This window comes from Sphingomonas sp. MMS24-J45 (assembly GCF_044881195.1).
Taxonomy (GTDB): Bacteria; Pseudomonadota; Alphaproteobacteria; order Sphingomonadales; family Sphingomonadaceae; genus Sphingomonas.
Genome location: NZ_CP173255.1, coordinates 1975078 through 1991501 on the forward strand (window position 1 = coordinate 1975078; position 16424 = coordinate 1991501).

Sequence of the window (16424 nt, forward strand, 5' to 3'; positions counted from 1 at the left end):
AACCGTTCGCCGGGGCCGGGCCCTTCGACAAGCTCAGGGCGAACGGAGCGGGCGGCTTCTACGCTGTCGTTTCCAGCAAATCCGCGACGTCGATCCCCAGCAGCTCGATATGCGCGGCGATGCGCGGCCAGCTGGTCTTCAGGAAAAGGTCGCGTTCCGCCGCGCGCAGCTTTTCCGCAGCGCCCAGCAGCACGAACATGCCGACCCCGCGCCGCACCTCGACATAACCGTCATCCTGAAAGCTTTGATATGCTTTGGCGACGGTCAGCGGGTTGGCCCCATGTTCGGCGGCGAGCGCACGAACCGAGGGAAGTTGATCCCCCGCGCGATACTCACCACGCAGGATCGCGGCGGAAATCGTTCCGCGCAGCTTGATATAGACCGGGCTGTCTTCGCTGTTCAGGGCTGTCATGCTGCCCTAATACAGCAATGGGCGATAAAGTCCAGTCTTGTATCCCTCATACCTTGTAATGATCGTGCTCATATCGGGACGGGGACGTTCCTCTAATTGCTTGGCGGGCGTACCGAGGAAAAAGAACCCGGCGATCCGTTCCGGATCCGCGCCGAACGCATCGCGCACTGCGTCCGATGTGCTCGCCCAGCCGGTCAGCCAGCCGCCCGCAAAACCCAGCGCGTGTGTCGCATGCAGCAGGTTCATGCACGCCGCCCCGCACGACAATTGCTGCTCCCACAAAGGAATGTGGCTGGTCGTGCGCGGTGAATACAAGACGACCACCAGCGCCGGTGCCTGATGCGCGAACTGTTCGAGTGCGGCGATCTCGGTCGCCGATGCTTGCGGCCGCTCGACGCGATACGCGTCGGTGATCAGCGTGGCGAGCGCCTCGCGCTGCTCGGCCTCGACGATGACGAAACGCCACGGCGCGAGCTTACCGTGATCGGGCACGCGCGCGGCGATCTCTAGGATCGTGGCGAGCTGGGCGGCATCGGGCCCGGGCGCGACCAGATCGCGCGGCTTGCCCGAGCGGCGGGTGGCAAGGAGCGAGAGCGGGGAGGTGGGGTCATTGAGCATGGCCAGCCCTTAGCGTGGGCGGAGAGATATTTACACACTCGCGATTGGCGTTAGTCTCGCGCGCAACCAACCGCGCCGCGATCGACGGTGTCGAAAAAGATTCAAGGAGCATCAAATGGTGGACACCCCGACCGCGGATACCCCGCGCGAGCCGGATATCACGCACGTCAATCCGGCGGCGGGCGAAACCTGGTTCGGGCATCCCCGGCAATTGGCGCGGCTGTTCACCACCGAAATGTGGGAGCGCTTTGGCTATTACGGCATGCGCGCGCTGCTCACGCTGTATCTCACCAAGCATTTCGTGTTCGGCGACCGGGCGGCGACGGGCCTTTACGGCGGCTTCACGGCGTTGGTGTATCTGACGCCGCTGGTCGGCGGGTACCTTGCCGATCAGTATCTCGGCTCCAAACGGTCGGTGAAATTCGGCGCGATCATGATGGCGGTCGGCTATTTTACTTTGTGCTTCGGTGGTCAGACTGCGGTGCCGTTCGCGACGATCGACGGTACGCGCTATGAAGTTCAGGTCGAAAATACCGGCGGCACCGAAACCCGTTACGTCATCGACCAAGGTAAGCGGCTGCAGGTCAAGGGCAATGACGATGGCACCGTCAGCCTGTTGGGCAGCGACGGCACGACGGCGCGGACGATCGCCAAGGACGGCTTCAAATCCGATGCCGATCGCAGCCCGCTGTTCGTCACGATCATGCTGATCGCGCTGTCGCTCATCTCGGTCGGCAACGGCTTCTTCAAGCCCAACATCTCGACGATGGTCGGCGAATTGTACGCGACCGGCGATCGACGCCGCGATTCGGGCTTCACGATCTTCTACATGGGCATCAACCTCGGCTCGCTCGGGTCGCAGATCCTGTGCCCGATCCTTGCCGAAACCTTCGGCTGGTGGGCCGGCTTCGGCCTGGCCGCCGTTGGCATGTTGATTTCCTATACGCTGATCCAGTTCGATGGCGGCAAGCTCCGTGGCTATGGCGAGCCACCGGTGCGAAGCGGTCCGGATCGCGCCTTGCCGATTTTCCTCGGCGCGCTGCTCGCCGTGCCTGTCCTCTACTTCCTGTTCATCAACCTGATGAACTCGGCCCCGCCCGAACCGGGCTCGGGCTTCATCGGCTATCTCGCCTCGCTGTCGCTGATGGGCAAATTGCTGTTCGGCACCTTCGTCCTCTCGGTGCCCGGCATCCTGATCTGGTCGTTCGTCGTCGGCGATCGGCGCGAGTTCCAGATGATGCTCGCAGCGATGGTGCTGATCGTGTTCAACGTCGTGTTCTGGACCCTGTTCGAACAGGCCGGATCGTCGCTGACGCTGTTCGCCGACCGCAATACCGATCTGTCGGTGTTCGGCCTGTTCAGCATTTCCGCACCGCAGACGCAGTTCTTCAACGCCTTCTTCATCGTGGCCTTCGCACCGGTGATGAGCCTGTTGTGGACCAGCCTCGCCAAGCGCGGGATCGAGCCGTCGATCCCGATCAAGTTCGGCATCGCGCTGGTCGGCGTGGGCGCGGGCTTTCTGTTCCTGGTGTGGGGCGCAAGCTTCGTCGGACCCGATTTCAAGGTCGGCATCTGGTGGCTGGCGGGCCTGTACCTGATTCATTCGCTTGCCGAATTGTGCATCTCGCCGGTCGGGCTGTCGATGATCACCAAATTGTCGATCGCGCGGATCGTCGGGCTGATGATGGGCGTGTGGTTCCTGTCGATTTCCTGCGCGCAATATGTCGCAGGCATCGTCGCACAGTTCGCCAGCGTCGAGACGGTCGGCGGTCAGGTAACCAATCTCAAGGTCAGCCTCGATACCTATACCGGCACCTTCACGACGATCGCCGAAATCGCGATTGTGCTGGGCATCATTCTGCTCGCCTTGTCCTGGCCGCTGAAGAAGTGGATGCACGGGGTCAAATAACCGGGGGACATATGGACGGCATCACGCAAACAGCCATCGCCGCGGCGGCGTTCGTCGGCACGCATTTCCTGTTGTCCCACCCGTTACGCGCCCCGCTCGTCAAGGCGCTCGGGCAGGGTGGGTTCATGGGCGTCTATGCGCTGGTCGCCTTTGCGACGCTCGGCTGGCTCGCCCATGCCTATCAGGCGGCCCCCGCGACCGCGCCGTTATGGGGCGTGGGGGAGGCGACCTGGGGTGCGGTGACGCTGGTCATGCTGCTGGCGAGCGTGCTGCTGATGGGCTCGCTGATCGGCAATCCCGCGCTGCCCGGCCCGCCGGGGCAACCGACGCCGCAAGTCGCGAAGGGCGTCTTCGCGATCACCCGCCACCCGATGCTGTGGGCCTTCGCTTTGTGGGGGCTGTGTCACATCGCGGTCTATCCGATCGCCGCCAACATCGTCGTGGCGGTCGCGATCATCATCCTCGCTTTGGTCGGTGCGAAGCTACAGGACGCCAAGAAGGAAGCGCTGCAGGGCGACAGCTGGCGCGCGTGGGAGGCGAAGACGAGCTTCGTCCCGTTCGCGGCAATCGCGCAGGGCCGCGCGAAATTTGGCGGTTTCCGCCCGCATGACCTGGCCGGGGGCGTGGTGATCTGGCTCGCGGCGACCTGGGCGCATCTGCCGATCGCCGGGGTCGCCGCCGGGCTATGGCGCTGGGTCTATGGCTGAGCCGGATCGGCGAGCAGGGCGTCCGCCGCGCTGAGCTCCGCCGGGGCACTGCGCGCCGCGACAGTCAGCGTGACGGCCATGTCGAAAATGACGTTGCCCAGCGTGCGGAAGATATCGGGGATCGTTTCGACCGCGACGAGCAGCCCGAGCGGCGCGATCGGCACGCCCAGCGTCACAGCGATCGGCGAAATCGCCCCGATGAAGCTGATCTGTCCCGGCAAGCTGACCGACCCGAGCGAGGTCAGCACCGCGACCAGCGTCGCCGCAGCGAGCGTCGCAAAGCTCATCGGCACGCCGAACCACGCCGCGACATAGATCGCCACCGCCAGGTTCATCGCCGGACCCGTCGCGCGCAGCATCGCGACGCACAGCGGCAGCACCACGCCCGATGTCGCGACCGGCACGCCCATCGCCTCGGTCGCCTTGAGCATCGCTGGCATGCTGGCGAGCGAGGATTGCGTGCTGAGCGCCACCGCCAGCGTCGGGCTCGATTCACGCAGGAACCGCCCGATCGCGACGCGCCCGCCCCACACAGCAAGCGGCAGCGCGAACAGGCTGACTGCCACCCCGACCGAGGAGACGGTGACGATATAGTGCAGCAACGCGCCGACCGCCGCCGTGCCGGTCTTCGCCGCGACGCTGACCGCAAGGGCGAACACGCCGATCGGCGCGATCCAGATAATCCAGCCGATCATCACCAGCATCGTGTCGCGAATCGCCGCGAACACCGCGATCAGCGTGTCGCGCGCGCCCTGCTCGATCCGGGTTAGCGCAAAGGCGAACAGCAGCCCGAACAGGATCAGCGACAGGAACGCGCCGTTGCTGGCGGCGGCGAACACGTTGCTCGGCACCATGCTCGCCATAAAATCGCCGAGCGGCGGCACTGGTCCTGCGGGCGCGACATCGGCCAGCGCCCCGCGCAAGGCGGCAGCGGAGCTGGCGGGCATCGGCGCGAAATCCAGGAACAGCGGCGTCAGGATCGCGGCGGCAACCGCGCTGAACACCATGATCGTCAGGATTACGGCGATCGCGCGCGCCGCCACTGCCCCGCTGCGCGCGGCCTGCGCGGTGGCAGCGATGCCGGTGACGAGCAGCGAGAAAACCAACGGAATGACCGTCATCTGCAACGCGTTGAGCCACGCCGTGCCGATCGGTTGCGCCACCGCCGCCACCGTCGGCACGGCGCCTGGCTGCGCGGCGGCGAGTACGACGCCCAGCACCAGCCCCAGGATCAGCGCGCCGAGAATTCGGGTCGACGGGGAATTCAAGCTTCGCGACATACTCGCCCTTATCGAAACGCGGCGCTATCACGCCTTCATAAAACACACGGCATAACCGAACGGACGCGCGCCAATGGCAAGAAAATATTTCGGCACCGATGGGATTCGTGGGCTCACCAACAAAAGCCCGATGACGGCGGCGATGGCGATGCAGGTCGGGATGGCCGCGGGCGCGCACTTCCGCCGCGGCGACCACAAGCACCGCGTGGTGATCGGCAAGGACACGCGCTTGTCGGGCTATATGCTCGAATTGGCGATGGTCGCGGGGTTCACCTCGGTCGGCATGGACGTGGTGCTCTTGGGCCCGATGCCGACGCCGGCGGTCGCCATGCTGACGCAATCGATGCGCGCCGATCTGGGTGTGATGATCTCGGCCAGCCACAATCCCTATTTCGACAATGGCATCAAATTGTTCGGTCCCGACGGATACAAGCTGTCCGACGCCGACGAATCCGCGATCGAGGCGTTGATCGACGGCGACATTCCACTGAGCCCCGCCCCCGAAATCGGCCGCGCGCGCCGCGTCGACGATGCGCAAGGCCGCTACATCCACTTCGCCAAATCGACCTTTCCGGAAGATTTGCGATTGGACGGGATGCGCATCGTCGTCGATTGCGCGAACGGTGCCTCCTACCGCGTCGCGCCGACCGCTTTGTGGGAATTGGGCGCGGACGTGGTCGCGATCGGCGTCACCCCCAATGGCAAGAACATCAACGACGGCGTCGGCTCCACCGCGCCGCAGACGCTGTGCGAAACCGTCGTCGCCTCCGGCGCGCAACTCGGCATCGCGCTCGACGGCGATGCCGACCGGCTGATCGTGGTCGACGAACAGGGCCATGTCGTCGATGGCGATCAGCTGATGGCGACGATCGCCAGCGGCTGGGCGCGCAGCGGCCGGCTGAAGAACGGCGGGCTGGTCGCGACCGTCATGTCCAACCTCGGGCTGGAACGGCATCTTGCGGCGCAGGGCATCGGCCTGATCCGCACCGGCGTCGGCGATCGCTACGTGCTCGAGGCGATGCGCGCCAAGGGCTATAATGTCGGGGGCGAGCAGTCCGGCCACATCATCCTGTCGGATTATGCGACGACCGGCGATGGTCTGGTCGCGGCGTTGCAGATCCTCGCCGAACTGGTCTGGGCGGGCGCCCCGGCCAGCGAATTGCTCCACCGCTTCGAACCGCTGCCGCAGCTCTTGAAGAACGTCCGCTTCGCCGGCGGCAAGCCGCTGGAGGCCGAGGCGGTGAAGGCGGTGATTGCCGAGGCCGAAGCAGAGTTGAAGGGCAAGGGCCGCCTCGTCATTCGTCCGTCGGGCACCGAACCCGTCATCCGCGTGATGGCTGAGGGTGACGATCCCGCCCAGGTCGAGGCGGTGGTCGATCGCATCTGCGACGCGGTGAAGGTCGCGGCGGCGGGGTAAAGCTGCACCCGGCGCTCCGACGCAGGCCGGAGCCCAGGCTCTAATGCATGGGGAGGAGCACCGCCGTGTGAGGCGAGCGGGTGACGTTTCCGTTCCAAAGCGCTAAAGCCGTTCTATGCTAGAAATGCGCCCTGATTGCGAACGCTGCGGCACCGATCTCCCCGCCGACGAAGCCGGTGCGTTCATTTGCTCGTTCGAATGCACCTTCTGCGCCGAATGTGCCGAAGCGCTCGACGACCGCTGCCCCAATTGCGGTGGCGAATTGATGGACCGCCCGGCGCGCGTCGATGAGGCGCTGGAGCGACATCCGGCCAGCACTGTGCGGCACTTCAAGGGCTGAGCCACCTGTCCTACTTCCGCAAAGCGTGTCAGAATCGTCCGGTGCCTGTTCATACTTTCTGCTCGCCCGCGCGCGACGGTCGCTGCCCGAACAAGGGTCGCGATAGTGCGACTCGTGTGACTTTAAGGGCAGACGGGTGACCCCGCGCATCCTCATCATCGCCGGGTCCGATTCGGGCGGCGGCGCTGGCATCCAGGCCGACATCAAGACGGTGACGATGCTCGGCGGCCACGCCATGACCGCGATCACCGCGATCACGGCGCAGAACACGCTTGGCGTCCAAGCCGTGATGCCGGTGCCGACCAAAATGGTGCTCGCGCAGATCACGTCGTGCGTGTCCGACATCGGCGTCGATGCGGTGAAGATCGGCATGATCGGATCGTCGGAGACGGCGAATGCGGTGGCGGATTGGCTTGAGGATTTCCTTGGTCCCTCCCCTTCAGGGGAGGGGAGGGGCTTAAGATTGCCCATCGTCTTCGATCCGGTAATGGTCGCAACCAGCGGCGATATTCTCGCTGACACCGCCACGATCGCCGCATTCCAGCGGCTGATGCGGATCGCGAGCGTCGTCACGCCCAATCTGCCTGAACTCGAAGCACTTGGCGGGCGTGAAACGGTACTTGCCCACGGTTGCGCGCTGCTCGCCAAAGGCGGGCATGGCGAGGGCGATACGCTCACCGACCGGCTGATCGGGCCGGACGGCGAAATCGCGCACTGGTCCTCGGACCGCATCGATACCACCTCGACCCACGGAACCGGCTGCACGCTCGCCTCCGCCATTGCGACTTTCCTTGCCGAGGGGCGCTCGCTCGAAGCGTCGGTCGCAAGCGCCCGCCAGTTCGTGCGGCTTGCCCTGCGCGATGCCCCCGGTCTCGGCGGCGGGCATGGCCCGATGGGACACCACGCGGTGCGGCTCGATTCGGGGCCCGAGCGGCGGCTCAATCAAGTGACGCTGCCGCTCGGCGCGGGCTCGAGCGAATTTTACCGCACGCTTGGCCTGACCCAGATCGTCGCGACCGACGACGGGCATTACGCCCGGTTTGTGGCTCCCGGCGGCGCGACGATTTCGATCGAGCAAGGCGCAACACCCACGGTGTTCTTCGAATGCGACGATCTCGATGCCGAACTCGCGCGCCTGCAGGCGGCGGGGTTGGCGTTCGATGATTTGCCGCAGGACCAGGAATGGCTCTGGCGTGAAGCGCGGCTGAGCGATCCGGCAGGCAACACCATCTGCCTCTATCAGGCTGGCGAGAACCGCCGCTATCCGCCGTGGCGTCTCTCTGATGCCTAGTCTTAAACACGAAAAGCTTTGCTGCGCCCCGGTCGCGGGCGTGGATGAAGCCGGGCGCGGGCCGCTTGCCGGGCCGGTGGTGGCCGCTGCCGTGATCCTGCCGGCCAAGGGCATCCCGCGCGGCATCAACGATTCGAAGAAGCTGGGCGCCGCCGAACGCGCGCGGCTCTATGCCTTGCTGCAGGATCGCGCCTGCGTTGGCGTCGGCATCGTCGAGGCCGAGGAGATCGACACGCTCAACATTTATTGGGCTACGATGAAGGCAATGACGCTCGCGGTCGAAGACCTTGAGCGCTGTCTGGGTTCGAGTGTCGGCCATGTGCTGGTCGATGGGAACCGTCTGCCCAAATGGGGCTTCGCCGCCACCCCGATCGTAAAGGGCGATGCGATCAGCCTGTCGATCGCCGCCGCGTCGATCGTCGCCAAGCACACGCGCGATACGCTGATGCTCGGTCATGCCGAGGCCTATCCGCATTATGGCTGGCACAGCAACAAGGGGTATGGCGCGCCCGATCACCTGCGCGCGCTGCGCGATCATGGGCCTTCTCCGCTCCATCGGCGTAGCTTCGCGCCGGTCGCGGCGGCATGCGATCTTTTGCGGGGGCTCGGGCCGAATGGCACTTGAGGTGACTGAATGACGCGGATCGGTCGTCTGGCGGCAGGCCTTCTCACGCTGCTCGGTGCGGGGGCATCGGCGCAAGTTCCGCCGCCAAAACCGGCGATCAACCCTGCGCTCGATGCCTATGGCAGCGCGGCGCATTCGGTGCGGCTGGCGGACGGGCGGACGATCCACCTGACCTGCATGGGCAGCGGCAGCCCGACCGTGATCCTGACCGCGGGGCTGGGCGATTGGGGCGTGTCGTGGGGCCTGGTCCAGCCCGATATCGCGAAGCACACCCGCGTCTGCGCGTGGGATCGCGCCGGGTTCGGGCTGAGCAGTCCGAGCAAGGCGGCGCAAACCGTTAACGCCACCGTCGCCGATCTCGAAGCGGCACTGCGGCGCGGGCGGATCGCCGGGCCCTATGTGCTGGTCGGCCATTCGATGGGTGCCTTCGAATCGCTCCGCTTTGCCGATCGACACCGCGCTCAGGTCGCCGGGATGGTGCTGGTCGATCCCAGCTTCCCGGGCCAGGCGGCGCGGTTCGCGCGCGAACTTCCCGCCTTCACTGCGGCCGCTGCCGAGTATGAGGCAGGCGGTCTGCGCGCGCTGCGGCATTGCGCCGATCTCGTTGGCAGTGCCGATCGCAGTTCGAGCGAGATCGGTCGGTGCGTGCAATATCCGGCGGACTTTCCGCCGCTCCTGCGCGCGACGATCACCGCGCTTAGCTATGATCCCGCGCGCTTCGCCACACAGGCATCGCTCAGCGAATCGTTCGACCGCAGCAGCGTGATGGTGGTGAATCCGCGCCGACGCTATGGCGCGCTGCCGCTCACTGTCCTCACTGCATCGGACACTCTGGACCTGCCGCCAGACTTGGTTGCCGCGCGCGCCGAATTGCCGCGCATGGACGCGATCTGGGGTGAGCAGCATGATCGGCTGGCTGCGCTGTCGACGATCGGGACCAATCGTGTCGTCGATGGCACCTCGCATTACATTCATCGAATCAAGCCCGTGCGCGTCGTGGCCGAGATCGACGCGGTGATCGACGCCGCCCGGGCCAAACGGCTGCGGAAATAATGTCGCACGAGTCTTTTTCGCCACACACCAGCGGTTGAGCCTGTGGATAAGTCCGGACTCAACATCTGGTCGGCTTCCCGAAATGTTCCGCCTGGTTAACGGTTTGGCAGGGTTTCTCGTTAACCAATGTTTGCTTGACGCGGAGTCTCACATTCGCAGGGATGCGCGCCACACGAGATGATTGGGGTGGTGACGATGGGGGTTTTGGAAAAGATCAGGCCGATGCAGGCCAAGCCGGTGGCGACACCGGCCGTCCTGCCGCTCGACCAGATCCTGCGTGGCGACTGCATCGCGGCGATGCGCGCGCTGCCGGCCAAATCGGTCGACCTGATCTTCGCCGACCCGCCTTATAACCTGCAACTGGGCGGCGACCTGTCGCGCCCCGACGGCAGCCATGTCGATGCCGTCACCGATGAATGGGACAAGTTCGATTCGCTTTCGGCCTATGACAAATTCACCCGCGAATGGCTGTTCGAGGCGCGCCGCATCCTGAAGGACAATGGCGCGATCTGGGTGATCGGCAGCTATCACAATATCTTCAAGGTCGGCTCGGCGATCCAGGATCTGGGCTATTGGATCCTCAACGACATCGTCTGGCGCAAATCGAACCCGATGCCCAATTTCAAGGGCACGCGCTTCACCAATGCGCATGAGACGCTGATCTGGGCATCGATGGGCGAGAAGGCGAAATACACCTTCAACTATCGCAGCATGAAGACGCTGAACGACGAATTGCAGATGCGCAGCGACTGGGAATTCCCGGTGTGCGGCGGGCAGGAGCGGCTGAAGAAGGGCGGGGTCAAGGTCCATCCGACGCAAAAGCCCGAGGCGCTGATCTACCGTATCCTGCTTGCCTGCACCAAGCCGGGCGATGTTGTGCTCGACCCGTTCTTCGGCACCGGCACGACGGGTGCCGTGGCGAAGCGGCTCGGGCGGCGCTGGATCGGGATCGAGCGTGAGGCGGATTACATCGCCGCCGCCGAGGAGCGGATCGAGGCTGCGCTACCGCTCGACGAATCGGCGCTGAAGACGATGCAAAGTCCGAAGGCCGCGCCAAAGGTGGCGTTCGGCGTGCTGGTCGAGAATGGCTATCTCACCGCCGGCCACGTGCTGTGCGACGCCAAGCGCAAGCACCGCGCCCTTGTCCGCGCCGATGGCAGTTTGGAAAGCGTCTGCGGGCAGAGCGGATCGATTCACAAATTGGGTTCGCTGCTGCAGGGTGCGCCGGCGTGCAACGGTTGGACCTTCTGGCACCATGAGACGCCCGAGGGGCTGAAGCCGATCGACACGCTGCGGCAGACCTATTTGCTGGCGACGCAGATCTAAAAGCTGCGGTTCCGCGGCGGAGGCCGGGGCCTAGTCGCGAAGGTGGCTGTAATGCTGCGCGGCGCTGCCCTATTGGCGTTTCGCGACTGCTCCCCGGCTTTCGCCGGGGAGCAGTAAAGGAAAGCTCGATGACCCTCCACCTCCGCCCGATCCAGTTTGTCGACACCCCAGTCGGGCGCGACGGAGAGGTCGCGCGGCTGGCGGGCGGGATGCTGTGGTTTTCCGCGTATGAGGTGATCGAGGACGATCGCCGTCGCACCGTCGCGATCGCCGATCTCGACACGCTGCTCGCCGACGACCGCGCCGCGCGGCTCCACGCCGCGATCACCGCGCCGCGCGCGCCGCTGGTGCTGGGCGAACGCACGCTGCGCTTCGATCAGCCGAGCGTCGCGGGCATCCTCAACGTGACGCCCGACAGCTTTTCCGATGGCGGTACGCTGCACGAGGATCCGGCGGCGGCGGCGAGTGCCGGGGTCGCGCTGGCGGCGGCAGGGGCGGCGCTGATCGACCTCGGCGGCGAATCGACGCGTCCCGGCGCGGCCACGGTGTGGGAAGGCGATGAGATCGCCCGCGTCGTGCCGGTAATCGAACGGCTCGCCCGCAGCGGCACGCTCGTCTCGATCGACACGCGCAAGGCGGCGGTGATGGAGGCAGCACTCGCGGCGGGGGCAGCGATCGTCAACGATGTCTCAGCCCTGCTGTGGGATGACCGCGCGCTTGAGGTCGTGGCAGAGGGAGGCTGTCCGGTCGTGCTGATGCACTCGCCCGAGCCCAGCAAGGGGCCGCACGGCGGTAGCGGCTATCAGGATGTCGTGATCGAGGTGTTCGACTGGCTGGAGGACCGGATCGCGGCGGTCGTTGCGGGCGGGGTCGACCGGTCGCGTGTCATCGTCGATCCGGGCGTCGGATTCGGCAAATCGCTGTCGGACAATCTCGCGCTCATCAACGGCCTGGCGATCTTTCACGGCCTCGGCTGCCCGATCCTGCTCGGCGCGAGCCGCAAACGAATGATCGGTGCGCTGTCGAACGAAGCGCCGGTGGGGGAGCGGCTCGGCGGATCGATTGCGCTGGCGATGGCGGGCGTTGCGGCGGGGGCGCAACTCCTGCGCGTTCACGATGTGGCGGAAACTGTGCAGGCGGTGCGCGTCTGGCGGGGCTTGCGCGATCGCGCCCTGGTCGGCCGCTGAGGCTCAGCCGGGCAGGCGATAGTCGGCGGGAACGAGATAGCCGAACGACAGCATCACCCGCGCCCGGTCGCCCGCGCACGGTTCGGACCAATGCATGCGTTCGCTGGGATAGAAAGCGAGCACCATCCGCTCCGTCACGTCGATCGGAATGCCGGCAATCACCGGCCGACCGCCTGCATCGGGTAGCTGCAGGAACAGGTTGCAGCGGAGGTGCCGCGTACCCGGTGGGGCGGAGTCTGTATGGGGATGCACCGCGCCGCTGTCACGGATGATGCTCACCAGCCAGCCGTGGTCGGGTTCCGGCGCGCTATCCTCGGGCAGGCCCATGCGACGCTGAATCGCAAGACGCACGTCGTGATAGTGCGCGTCGATGTGCGGGATGAACCCGGTCTTCCGGCACAGCCGCGCCGGTCCGTTCTCGCGCAAATACGGCTCGGTCGAAAAGGCCCAGTCTAGCAGGTGGCGGCGATCGTCCTCGCTGATGAAGTCGGGCAACAGGATACGCTCGTCCGGGCGGACGAGGCGTTGCGCTGCTTTCAACAGTGTCGCGTGATCCATCCCGCCTCCTCGCGCCCCGACCTTTCCGTCGGCGGCCGGGCCGAGTCAATCGGCGACGATCAGGCCGCGGCGTTGTCGATGCCCAACTCGCCGAGCTTGCGATATAGCGTCGACCGGCCGATTCCGAGCCGCCGCGCCACTTCGGTCATGCGGCCCCGGTAGTGGCCGATCGCGAGGCGGATGACATCCGCTTCGATCTCCTCCAGCGCGCGCAGGTTTCCATCGGCGTGGAACAGCGTGACGCCGCCGCTGGTCGCCATCGGCGCGGGGCTTGGCGTGGTGTGACGCTGTCCGCCCAGGGCAGCGATCTGGGGGAAATCGGCGCGGGTCAGCGCGGCACCGTCGCAGAGCACGGCGGCACGGAACAAGGCATTCTGCAACTGCCGCACGTTGCCGGGCCAGTCGTAATGGCCGAGCAAAGCGAGCGCATCGTCGGTGATGCCGAGCGGGCGCAAGCCAGGCTGCTGCGCGATGCGCGCGAGCAGATGGCGGGCGAGCGCGGGGATATCGCCGGTGCGTTCGCGCAAAGGGGGAATCGTCACCTGCACGACGTTGAGCCGGTAATAGAGATCCTCACGGAACCGCCCGGCCTCGACCTCCTCGATCAGGCGTTTGTTGGTTGCGGCGATCACGCGCACGTCGACTTCGCGCGTGTGGCGCGCGCCGATCGGCTGGATCTCGCCCGATTGCAGCACGCGCAGCAATTTGACCTGCGCATCGAGCGGCATTTCGCCCACTTCGTCGAGAAACAGCGTCCCGCCGTCGGCCTCCTGAAAGCGGCCGATCTTGCGTTCGAACGCGCCGGTGAACGCGCCTTTCTCATGCCCGAACAGTTCGGATTCGACGAGGTTGGGGGGCAAGGCACCGCAATTGACCGCGACCATCGCCTTTTTGCCGCGCGGGGAGGCGGCGTGGATCGCTTCGGCGACGACCTCCTTGCCGACGCCGCTTTCGCCCTCGACCAGCACCGGCACGCGCGCCCGTGCCGCCTTGGCGGCGATGGCGAGCGCGGCGCGAAAGTCGGGGGCCGATCCGACGATTTCGTCGAAGGCGAGCAGGGCGGGAATCTTCTCGGTCAGCGGGCGGAGTTCCCCCGCCGATTTGCTGGCAACCGCCGCCTCGAGCGCGCTCAGCAGCCGTTCGGGCGCGAGTGGCTTGACCAGGAAATCGGTCGCGCCGCTGCGCATTGCGGTAACGGCCTGCGCGACCGATCCGTTGGCGGTCAGCAGCAATAGCGGCAGCGCAGGGCGGCGGCTGCGCAATTCGGCGATCAGCGTCGTCGGGTCGGCGTCGGGCGCCCATTGGTCGAGCAGCACGGCATCAAGCTGCATCCCGTCCTGCGTGCCCAGCATCGCGATCGCCATCTCGCCATCGGCAGCAAAAATCGCACGCCAGCCGCGCCGTGCCGCGATCGCCGCGACCAGCCGACGCTGCGCGGGTTCGTCGTCGATCAGCATCAGCAGGCGCTGTCCGTTGCGCGTCATGCTTTACCCCATTCCGTCCCAGGTTCAGCCGCTAAACATAGGCGTAAGGTATGAAAGCGCCCTTAAACGCCCCGCGATGAGACAGTGGGGACAAAGCAGGCGGTGCATGCCGTGCCAAACCGCGCCGCAATCGCGGGGGTTGAGGGGCGCGCAGACGCGGGCTAAGCAGGCCTCAACGAAACGACTTTCGAGGGACCGAGACGATGGCTGGCGAAAACGATATCCAGACGCACCAGGCGACCTACCACAAGATGATCGGCTGGATGAAATATGGCGTAGTGATCGTTGCGGCGATCACGGCCTTGGTGATCTTCCTCATCACGCGGAAGTAGGGATGAAGATCGCCGTCCTGCGCGAAACCGCCGAGGGCGAGCGCCGCGTCGCCGCCACACCGGAGACGGTGAAGAAATTCATTGGTCTCGGTGCGACCGTCGCGGTCGAGGCGGGCGCGGGCGGCGGGGCATCGATCGCCGATTCCGACTATCAAAATGCAGGCGCGACCGTGGCGGATCGCGCAGGCGTTCTGTCCGGCGCGAATATCGTGCTGGGCGTGCAGGGCCCGGCGGCGGAGACGCTTGCCGGGGTCGCGCCGGGGGCATGGCTTGCCGCGGCGCTCAACCCCTTTGCCGATCGCGCGCGCATCGACGGCTATGCTGCGGCCGGTCTCGAAGCGCTGGCGATGGAATTCATGCCGCGCATCACGCGTGCGCAATCGATGGACATCCTGTCGTCGCAATCGAACCTGGCCGGGTACAAGGCGGTGCTCGATGCCGCCGCGACTTATGGCCGCGCCTTCCCGATGATGATGACGGCGGCGGGTACGGTGTCCGCTGCGCGCGTGTTCGTGATGGGCGTGGGCGTCGCAGGGCTGCAAGCGATTGCCACCGCACGGCGCCTGGGCGCGCAGGTTTCGGCGACCGACGTGCGCTCGGCGACCAAGGAGCAGATCCTGTCGCTTGGTGCAAAGCCGATCTTCGTCGAGAACGTCAAGGGCATCGAGGGCGAGGGCTCGGGCGGCTATGCCGGCGAGATGTCGCCCGAATATCAGGCCGCGCAGGCTGAACTGGTGTCGGGCCATATCGCCAAGCAAGACATCGTCATCACCACTGCGCTGATCCCCGGCCGTCCGGCGCCGCGGCTGATTTCGGCGGCGCAGGTGGCGAGCATGCGGCCCGGTTCGGTGATCGTCGATCTCGCGGTCGAGGCTGGCGGCAATGTCGAAGGTGCCGTCGCGGGCGAGACGGTGGTGGTGAACGGCGTGTCGATCGTCGGCTATCGCAACGTGCCCAGCCGCCTGGCGGCCGATGCCTCGGCTTTGTTCAGCCGCAACCTGTTCAATTTCCTCGGCGCCTTCTGGGACAAGGAGCAGGGCAAGCCGGTGCTCGATGCCGAAATCGGCGATGCGATCCGGCTGACGCAGGGTGGCAAGGTCGTCAACCCGCGGTTGCTCTCGTGAACATTGATCTCACCTGGGGCGTGTATCTGACCCGAGCTGAGTTTGAGCGGTCCTATCCTGATGAAATCGAAGAGCGGGAAAGATTTATATTCTATGGCGAGATCGAGCACGTACGGGTAGTTTTGACAGATCGACGAATTGAGGTCTCTGCTGGCGAGTATAATCGACATATAAACGAAGATGATATTTCGACTGGAGTTATCTGGCCAAGATCTAAACTAAAGCTCGTGGTGGCTAACGTTCCAAGCGGCGGTAATAGCCCTCTTCGGCTTGCGCTTAATTTTCAGGATACCGAACTCGTCCTTACTATGCCTCAAAGCATGACTTATGAGGAAGCGATGCGAGTGGCTCGAAAGGTGGTACAATAATGGATTTCATCTCGATCCTTTCGATCTTCGTGATGGCCTGTTTCGTCGGCTATTATGTCGTCTGGTCGGTCACGCCTGCGCTGCACACGCCGTTGATGGCAGTGACGAACGCGATTTCCTCCGTCATCATCGTCGGCGCGCTGATCGCCTCGGCGGCGGTTGGGATCGGCAGCGGGGGGGCGGTGTCGAAATGGCTCGGGCTGCTCGCGGTGGTGCTAGCGAGCGTGAACATCTTCGGCGGCTTCGCGGTCACCGCGCGGATGCTGGCGATGTACAAGAAGAAGGCGCCGAGCGCGGCGAAACACTAAGACCCGTCACTCCAGCGAAGGCTGGGGTCTCGTGGGGCGGGTGCTTGCGCGAGCAAGGGGAGATGCCAGCCTGCGCTGGCCTGAC

At 65.5% G+C, this 16424-nt stretch carries 18 protein-coding genes; 13 read left to right on the forward strand and 5 right to left on the reverse strand.

Annotation, left to right across the window (positions count from 1 at the left end):
• Window positions 1-58 precede the first annotated feature (58 nt).
• Window positions 59-412 (reverse strand): GntR family transcriptional regulator, encoded by a 354-nt coding sequence (locus AB5I39_RS09875; protein WP_404365938.1) that lies wholly within the window; start codon window positions 410-412, stop codon window positions 59-61.
• A gap of 6 nt (window positions 413-418) precedes the next feature.
• The gene (locus tag AB5I39_RS09880) at window positions 419-1030 is read right to left on the reverse strand and encodes a nitroreductase (RefSeq protein WP_404365941.1); all 612 of its coding nucleotides are present in this window, start codon (window positions 1028-1030) and stop codon (window positions 419-421) included.
• 115 nt (window positions 1031-1145) lie between these two features.
• Here AB5I39_RS09880 and AB5I39_RS09885 point away from each other — a divergent pair, with 115 nt between their 5' ends.
• Together AB5I39_RS09885 and AB5I39_RS09890 are read left to right on the forward strand one after the other, a co-directional pair.
• Window positions 1146-2939, forward strand: a complete 1794-nt coding sequence (locus AB5I39_RS09885; protein ID WP_404365944.1) for a peptide MFS transporter — start codon at window positions 1146-1148, stop codon at window positions 2937-2939.
• Between the two features lie 11 nt (window positions 2940-2950).
• Complete coding sequence (locus AB5I39_RS09890; protein ID WP_404365946.1) at window positions 2951-3646, forward strand: NnrU family protein; 696 nt, start codon at window positions 2951-2953, stop codon at window positions 3644-3646.
• Here the strand turns inward: AB5I39_RS09890 and AB5I39_RS09895 are convergent.
• Window positions 3637-4926: a dicarboxylate/amino acid:cation symporter gene (locus AB5I39_RS09895; RefSeq protein ID WP_404365949.1), complete on the reverse strand. Its 1290-nt coding sequence runs from the start codon at window positions 4924-4926 to the stop codon at window positions 3637-3639. The genes AB5I39_RS09890 and AB5I39_RS09895 overlap by 10 nt on opposite strands.
• Window positions 4927-4999: 73 nt before the next feature.
• Here AB5I39_RS09895 and glmM point away from each other — a divergent pair, with 73 nt between their 5' ends.
• The 7 genes from glmM (at window position 5000) to folP (ending at window position 12165) form a co-directional block, all read left to right on the forward strand.
• Window positions 5000-6343 (forward strand): phosphoglucosamine mutase, encoded by a 1344-nt coding sequence (gene glmM / locus AB5I39_RS09900; protein ID WP_404365951.1) that lies wholly within the window; start codon window positions 5000-5002, stop codon window positions 6341-6343.
• Window positions 6344-6458: 115 nt separating this feature from the next.
• Window positions 6459-6683, forward strand: a complete 225-nt coding sequence (locus AB5I39_RS09905) for a DUF1272 domain-containing protein (RefSeq protein WP_404365954.1) — start codon at window positions 6459-6461, stop codon at window positions 6681-6683.
• A 136-nt stretch (window positions 6684-6819) separates the two neighbouring features.
• Window positions 6820-7974, forward strand: a complete 1155-nt coding sequence (gene thiD, locus AB5I39_RS09910) for a bifunctional hydroxymethylpyrimidine kinase/phosphomethylpyrimidine kinase (protein WP_404365957.1) — start codon at window positions 6820-6822, stop codon at window positions 7972-7974.
• On the forward strand, window positions 7967-8599 hold the full coding sequence (locus AB5I39_RS09915; RefSeq protein ID WP_404365960.1) for a ribonuclease HII: 633 nt from the start codon (window positions 7967-7969) through the stop codon (window positions 8597-8599). The genes thiD and AB5I39_RS09915 overlap by 8 nt, the downstream gene beginning before the upstream one ends.
• Window positions 8600-8608: 9 nt before the next feature.
• Window positions 8609-9652, forward strand: coding sequence for an alpha/beta fold hydrolase (locus AB5I39_RS09920; RefSeq protein ID WP_404365963.1), 1044 nt, complete (start codon window positions 8609-8611; stop codon window positions 9650-9652).
• Window positions 9653-9847: 195 nt separating this feature from the next.
• Entirely contained in the window at window positions 9848-10978 is a 1131-nt protein-coding gene (locus AB5I39_RS09925) for a site-specific DNA-methyltransferase (protein WP_404365965.1), read from the forward strand.
• A gap of 128 nt (window positions 10979-11106) precedes the next feature.
• Entirely contained in the window at window positions 11107-12165 is a 1059-nt protein-coding gene (gene folP / locus AB5I39_RS09930; protein ID WP_404365968.1) for a dihydropteroate synthase, read from the forward strand.
• Window positions 12166-12168: 3 nt separating this feature from the next.
• Here the strand turns inward: folP and AB5I39_RS09935 are convergent, their stop codons facing one another.
• On the reverse strand, window positions 12169-12723 hold the full coding sequence (locus AB5I39_RS09935) for a hypothetical protein (RefSeq protein WP_404365971.1): 555 nt from the start codon (window positions 12721-12723) through the stop codon (window positions 12169-12171).
• Window positions 12724-12782: 59 nt separating this feature from the next.
• Entirely contained in the window at window positions 12783-14207 is a 1425-nt protein-coding gene (locus AB5I39_RS09940; RefSeq protein ID WP_404365974.1) for a sigma-54-dependent transcriptional regulator, read from the reverse strand.
• Between the two features lie 203 nt (window positions 14208-14410).
• On the opposite strand from AB5I39_RS09940, the gene AB5I39_RS09945 reads away from it, so the two are divergent.
• Genes AB5I39_RS09945 through AB5I39_RS09960 form a run of 4 tightly spaced genes read left to right on the forward strand, consistent with a single transcriptional unit; the run spans window position 14411 to window position 16339 of the window.
• The gene (locus tag AB5I39_RS09945) at window positions 14411-14539 is read left to right on the forward strand and encodes an aa3-type cytochrome c oxidase subunit IV (RefSeq protein WP_404365976.1); all 129 of its coding nucleotides are present in this window, start codon (window positions 14411-14413) and stop codon (window positions 14537-14539) included.
• 2 nt (window positions 14540-14541) lie between these two features.
• Window positions 14542-15663, forward strand: coding sequence for an NAD(P) transhydrogenase subunit alpha (locus tag AB5I39_RS09950; protein WP_404365979.1), 1122 nt, complete (start codon window positions 14542-14544; stop codon window positions 15661-15663).
• Entirely contained in the window at window positions 15660-16031 is a 372-nt protein-coding gene (locus tag AB5I39_RS09955; protein ID WP_404365981.1) for a hypothetical protein, read from the forward strand. Before AB5I39_RS09950 ends, AB5I39_RS09955 begins: the two co-directional genes overlap by 4 nt.
• Window positions 16031-16339 carry a proton-translocating transhydrogenase family protein gene (locus tag AB5I39_RS09960; RefSeq protein ID WP_404365983.1) on the forward strand — a complete coding sequence of 103 codons (309 nt, stop codon included), beginning with the start codon at window positions 16031-16033 and terminating at the stop codon, window positions 16337-16339. The genes AB5I39_RS09955 and AB5I39_RS09960 overlap by 1 nt, the downstream gene beginning before the upstream one ends.
• The last annotated feature ends 85 nt before the right edge of the window (window positions 16340-16424 follow it).

What these genes read in the sequence shown, in the direction of transcription:
- AB5I39_RS09875 (WP_404365938.1), bottom strand. Translation starts at nt 412, where the DNA reads ATGACAGCCCTGAACAGCGAAGACAGCCCGGTCTATATCAAGCTGCGC.
- AB5I39_RS09880 (WP_404365941.1), bottom strand. Translation starts at nt 1,030, where the DNA reads ATGCTCAATGACCCCACCTCCCCGCTCTCGCTCCTTGCCACCCGCCGC.
- AB5I39_RS09885 (WP_404365944.1), top strand. Translation starts at nt 1,146, where the DNA reads ATGGTGGACACCCCGACCGCGGATACCCCGCGCGAGCCGGATATCACG.
- AB5I39_RS09890 (WP_404365946.1), top strand. Translation starts at nt 2,951, where the DNA reads ATGGACGGCATCACGCAAACAGCCATCGCCGCGGCGGCGTTCGTCGGC.
- AB5I39_RS09895 (WP_404365949.1), bottom strand. Translation starts at nt 4,926, where the DNA reads ATGTCGCGAAGCTTGAATTCCCCGTCGACCCGAATTCTCGGCGCGCTG.
- glmM (WP_404365951.1), top strand. Translation starts at nt 5,000, where the DNA reads ATGGCAAGAAAATATTTCGGCACCGATGGGATTCGTGGGCTCACCAAC.
- AB5I39_RS09905 (WP_404365954.1), top strand. Translation starts at nt 6,459, where the DNA reads ATGCTAGAAATGCGCCCTGATTGCGAACGCTGCGGCACCGATCTCCCC.
- AB5I39_RS09915 (WP_404365960.1), top strand. Translation starts at nt 7,967, where the DNA reads ATGCCTAGTCTTAAACACGAAAAGCTTTGCTGCGCCCCGGTCGCGGGC.
- AB5I39_RS09920 (WP_404365963.1), top strand. Translation starts at nt 8,609, where the DNA reads ATGACGCGGATCGGTCGTCTGGCGGCAGGCCTTCTCACGCTGCTCGGT.
- AB5I39_RS09925 (WP_404365965.1), top strand. Translation starts at nt 9,848, where the DNA reads ATGGGGGTTTTGGAAAAGATCAGGCCGATGCAGGCCAAGCCGGTGGCG.
- folP (WP_404365968.1), top strand. Translation starts at nt 11,107, where the DNA reads ATGACCCTCCACCTCCGCCCGATCCAGTTTGTCGACACCCCAGTCGGG.
- AB5I39_RS09935 (WP_404365971.1), bottom strand. Translation starts at nt 12,723, where the DNA reads ATGGATCACGCGACACTGTTGAAAGCAGCGCAACGCCTCGTCCGCCCG.
- AB5I39_RS09940 (WP_404365974.1), bottom strand. Translation starts at nt 14,207, where the DNA reads ATGACGCGCAACGGACAGCGCCTGCTGATGCTGATCGACGACGAACCC.
- AB5I39_RS09945 (WP_404365976.1), top strand. Translation starts at nt 14,411, where the DNA reads ATGGCTGGCGAAAACGATATCCAGACGCACCAGGCGACCTACCACAAG.
- AB5I39_RS09950 (WP_404365979.1), top strand. Translation starts at nt 14,542, where the DNA reads ATGAAGATCGCCGTCCTGCGCGAAACCGCCGAGGGCGAGCGCCGCGTC.
- AB5I39_RS09960 (WP_404365983.1), top strand. Translation starts at nt 16,031, where the DNA reads ATGGATTTCATCTCGATCCTTTCGATCTTCGTGATGGCCTGTTTCGTC.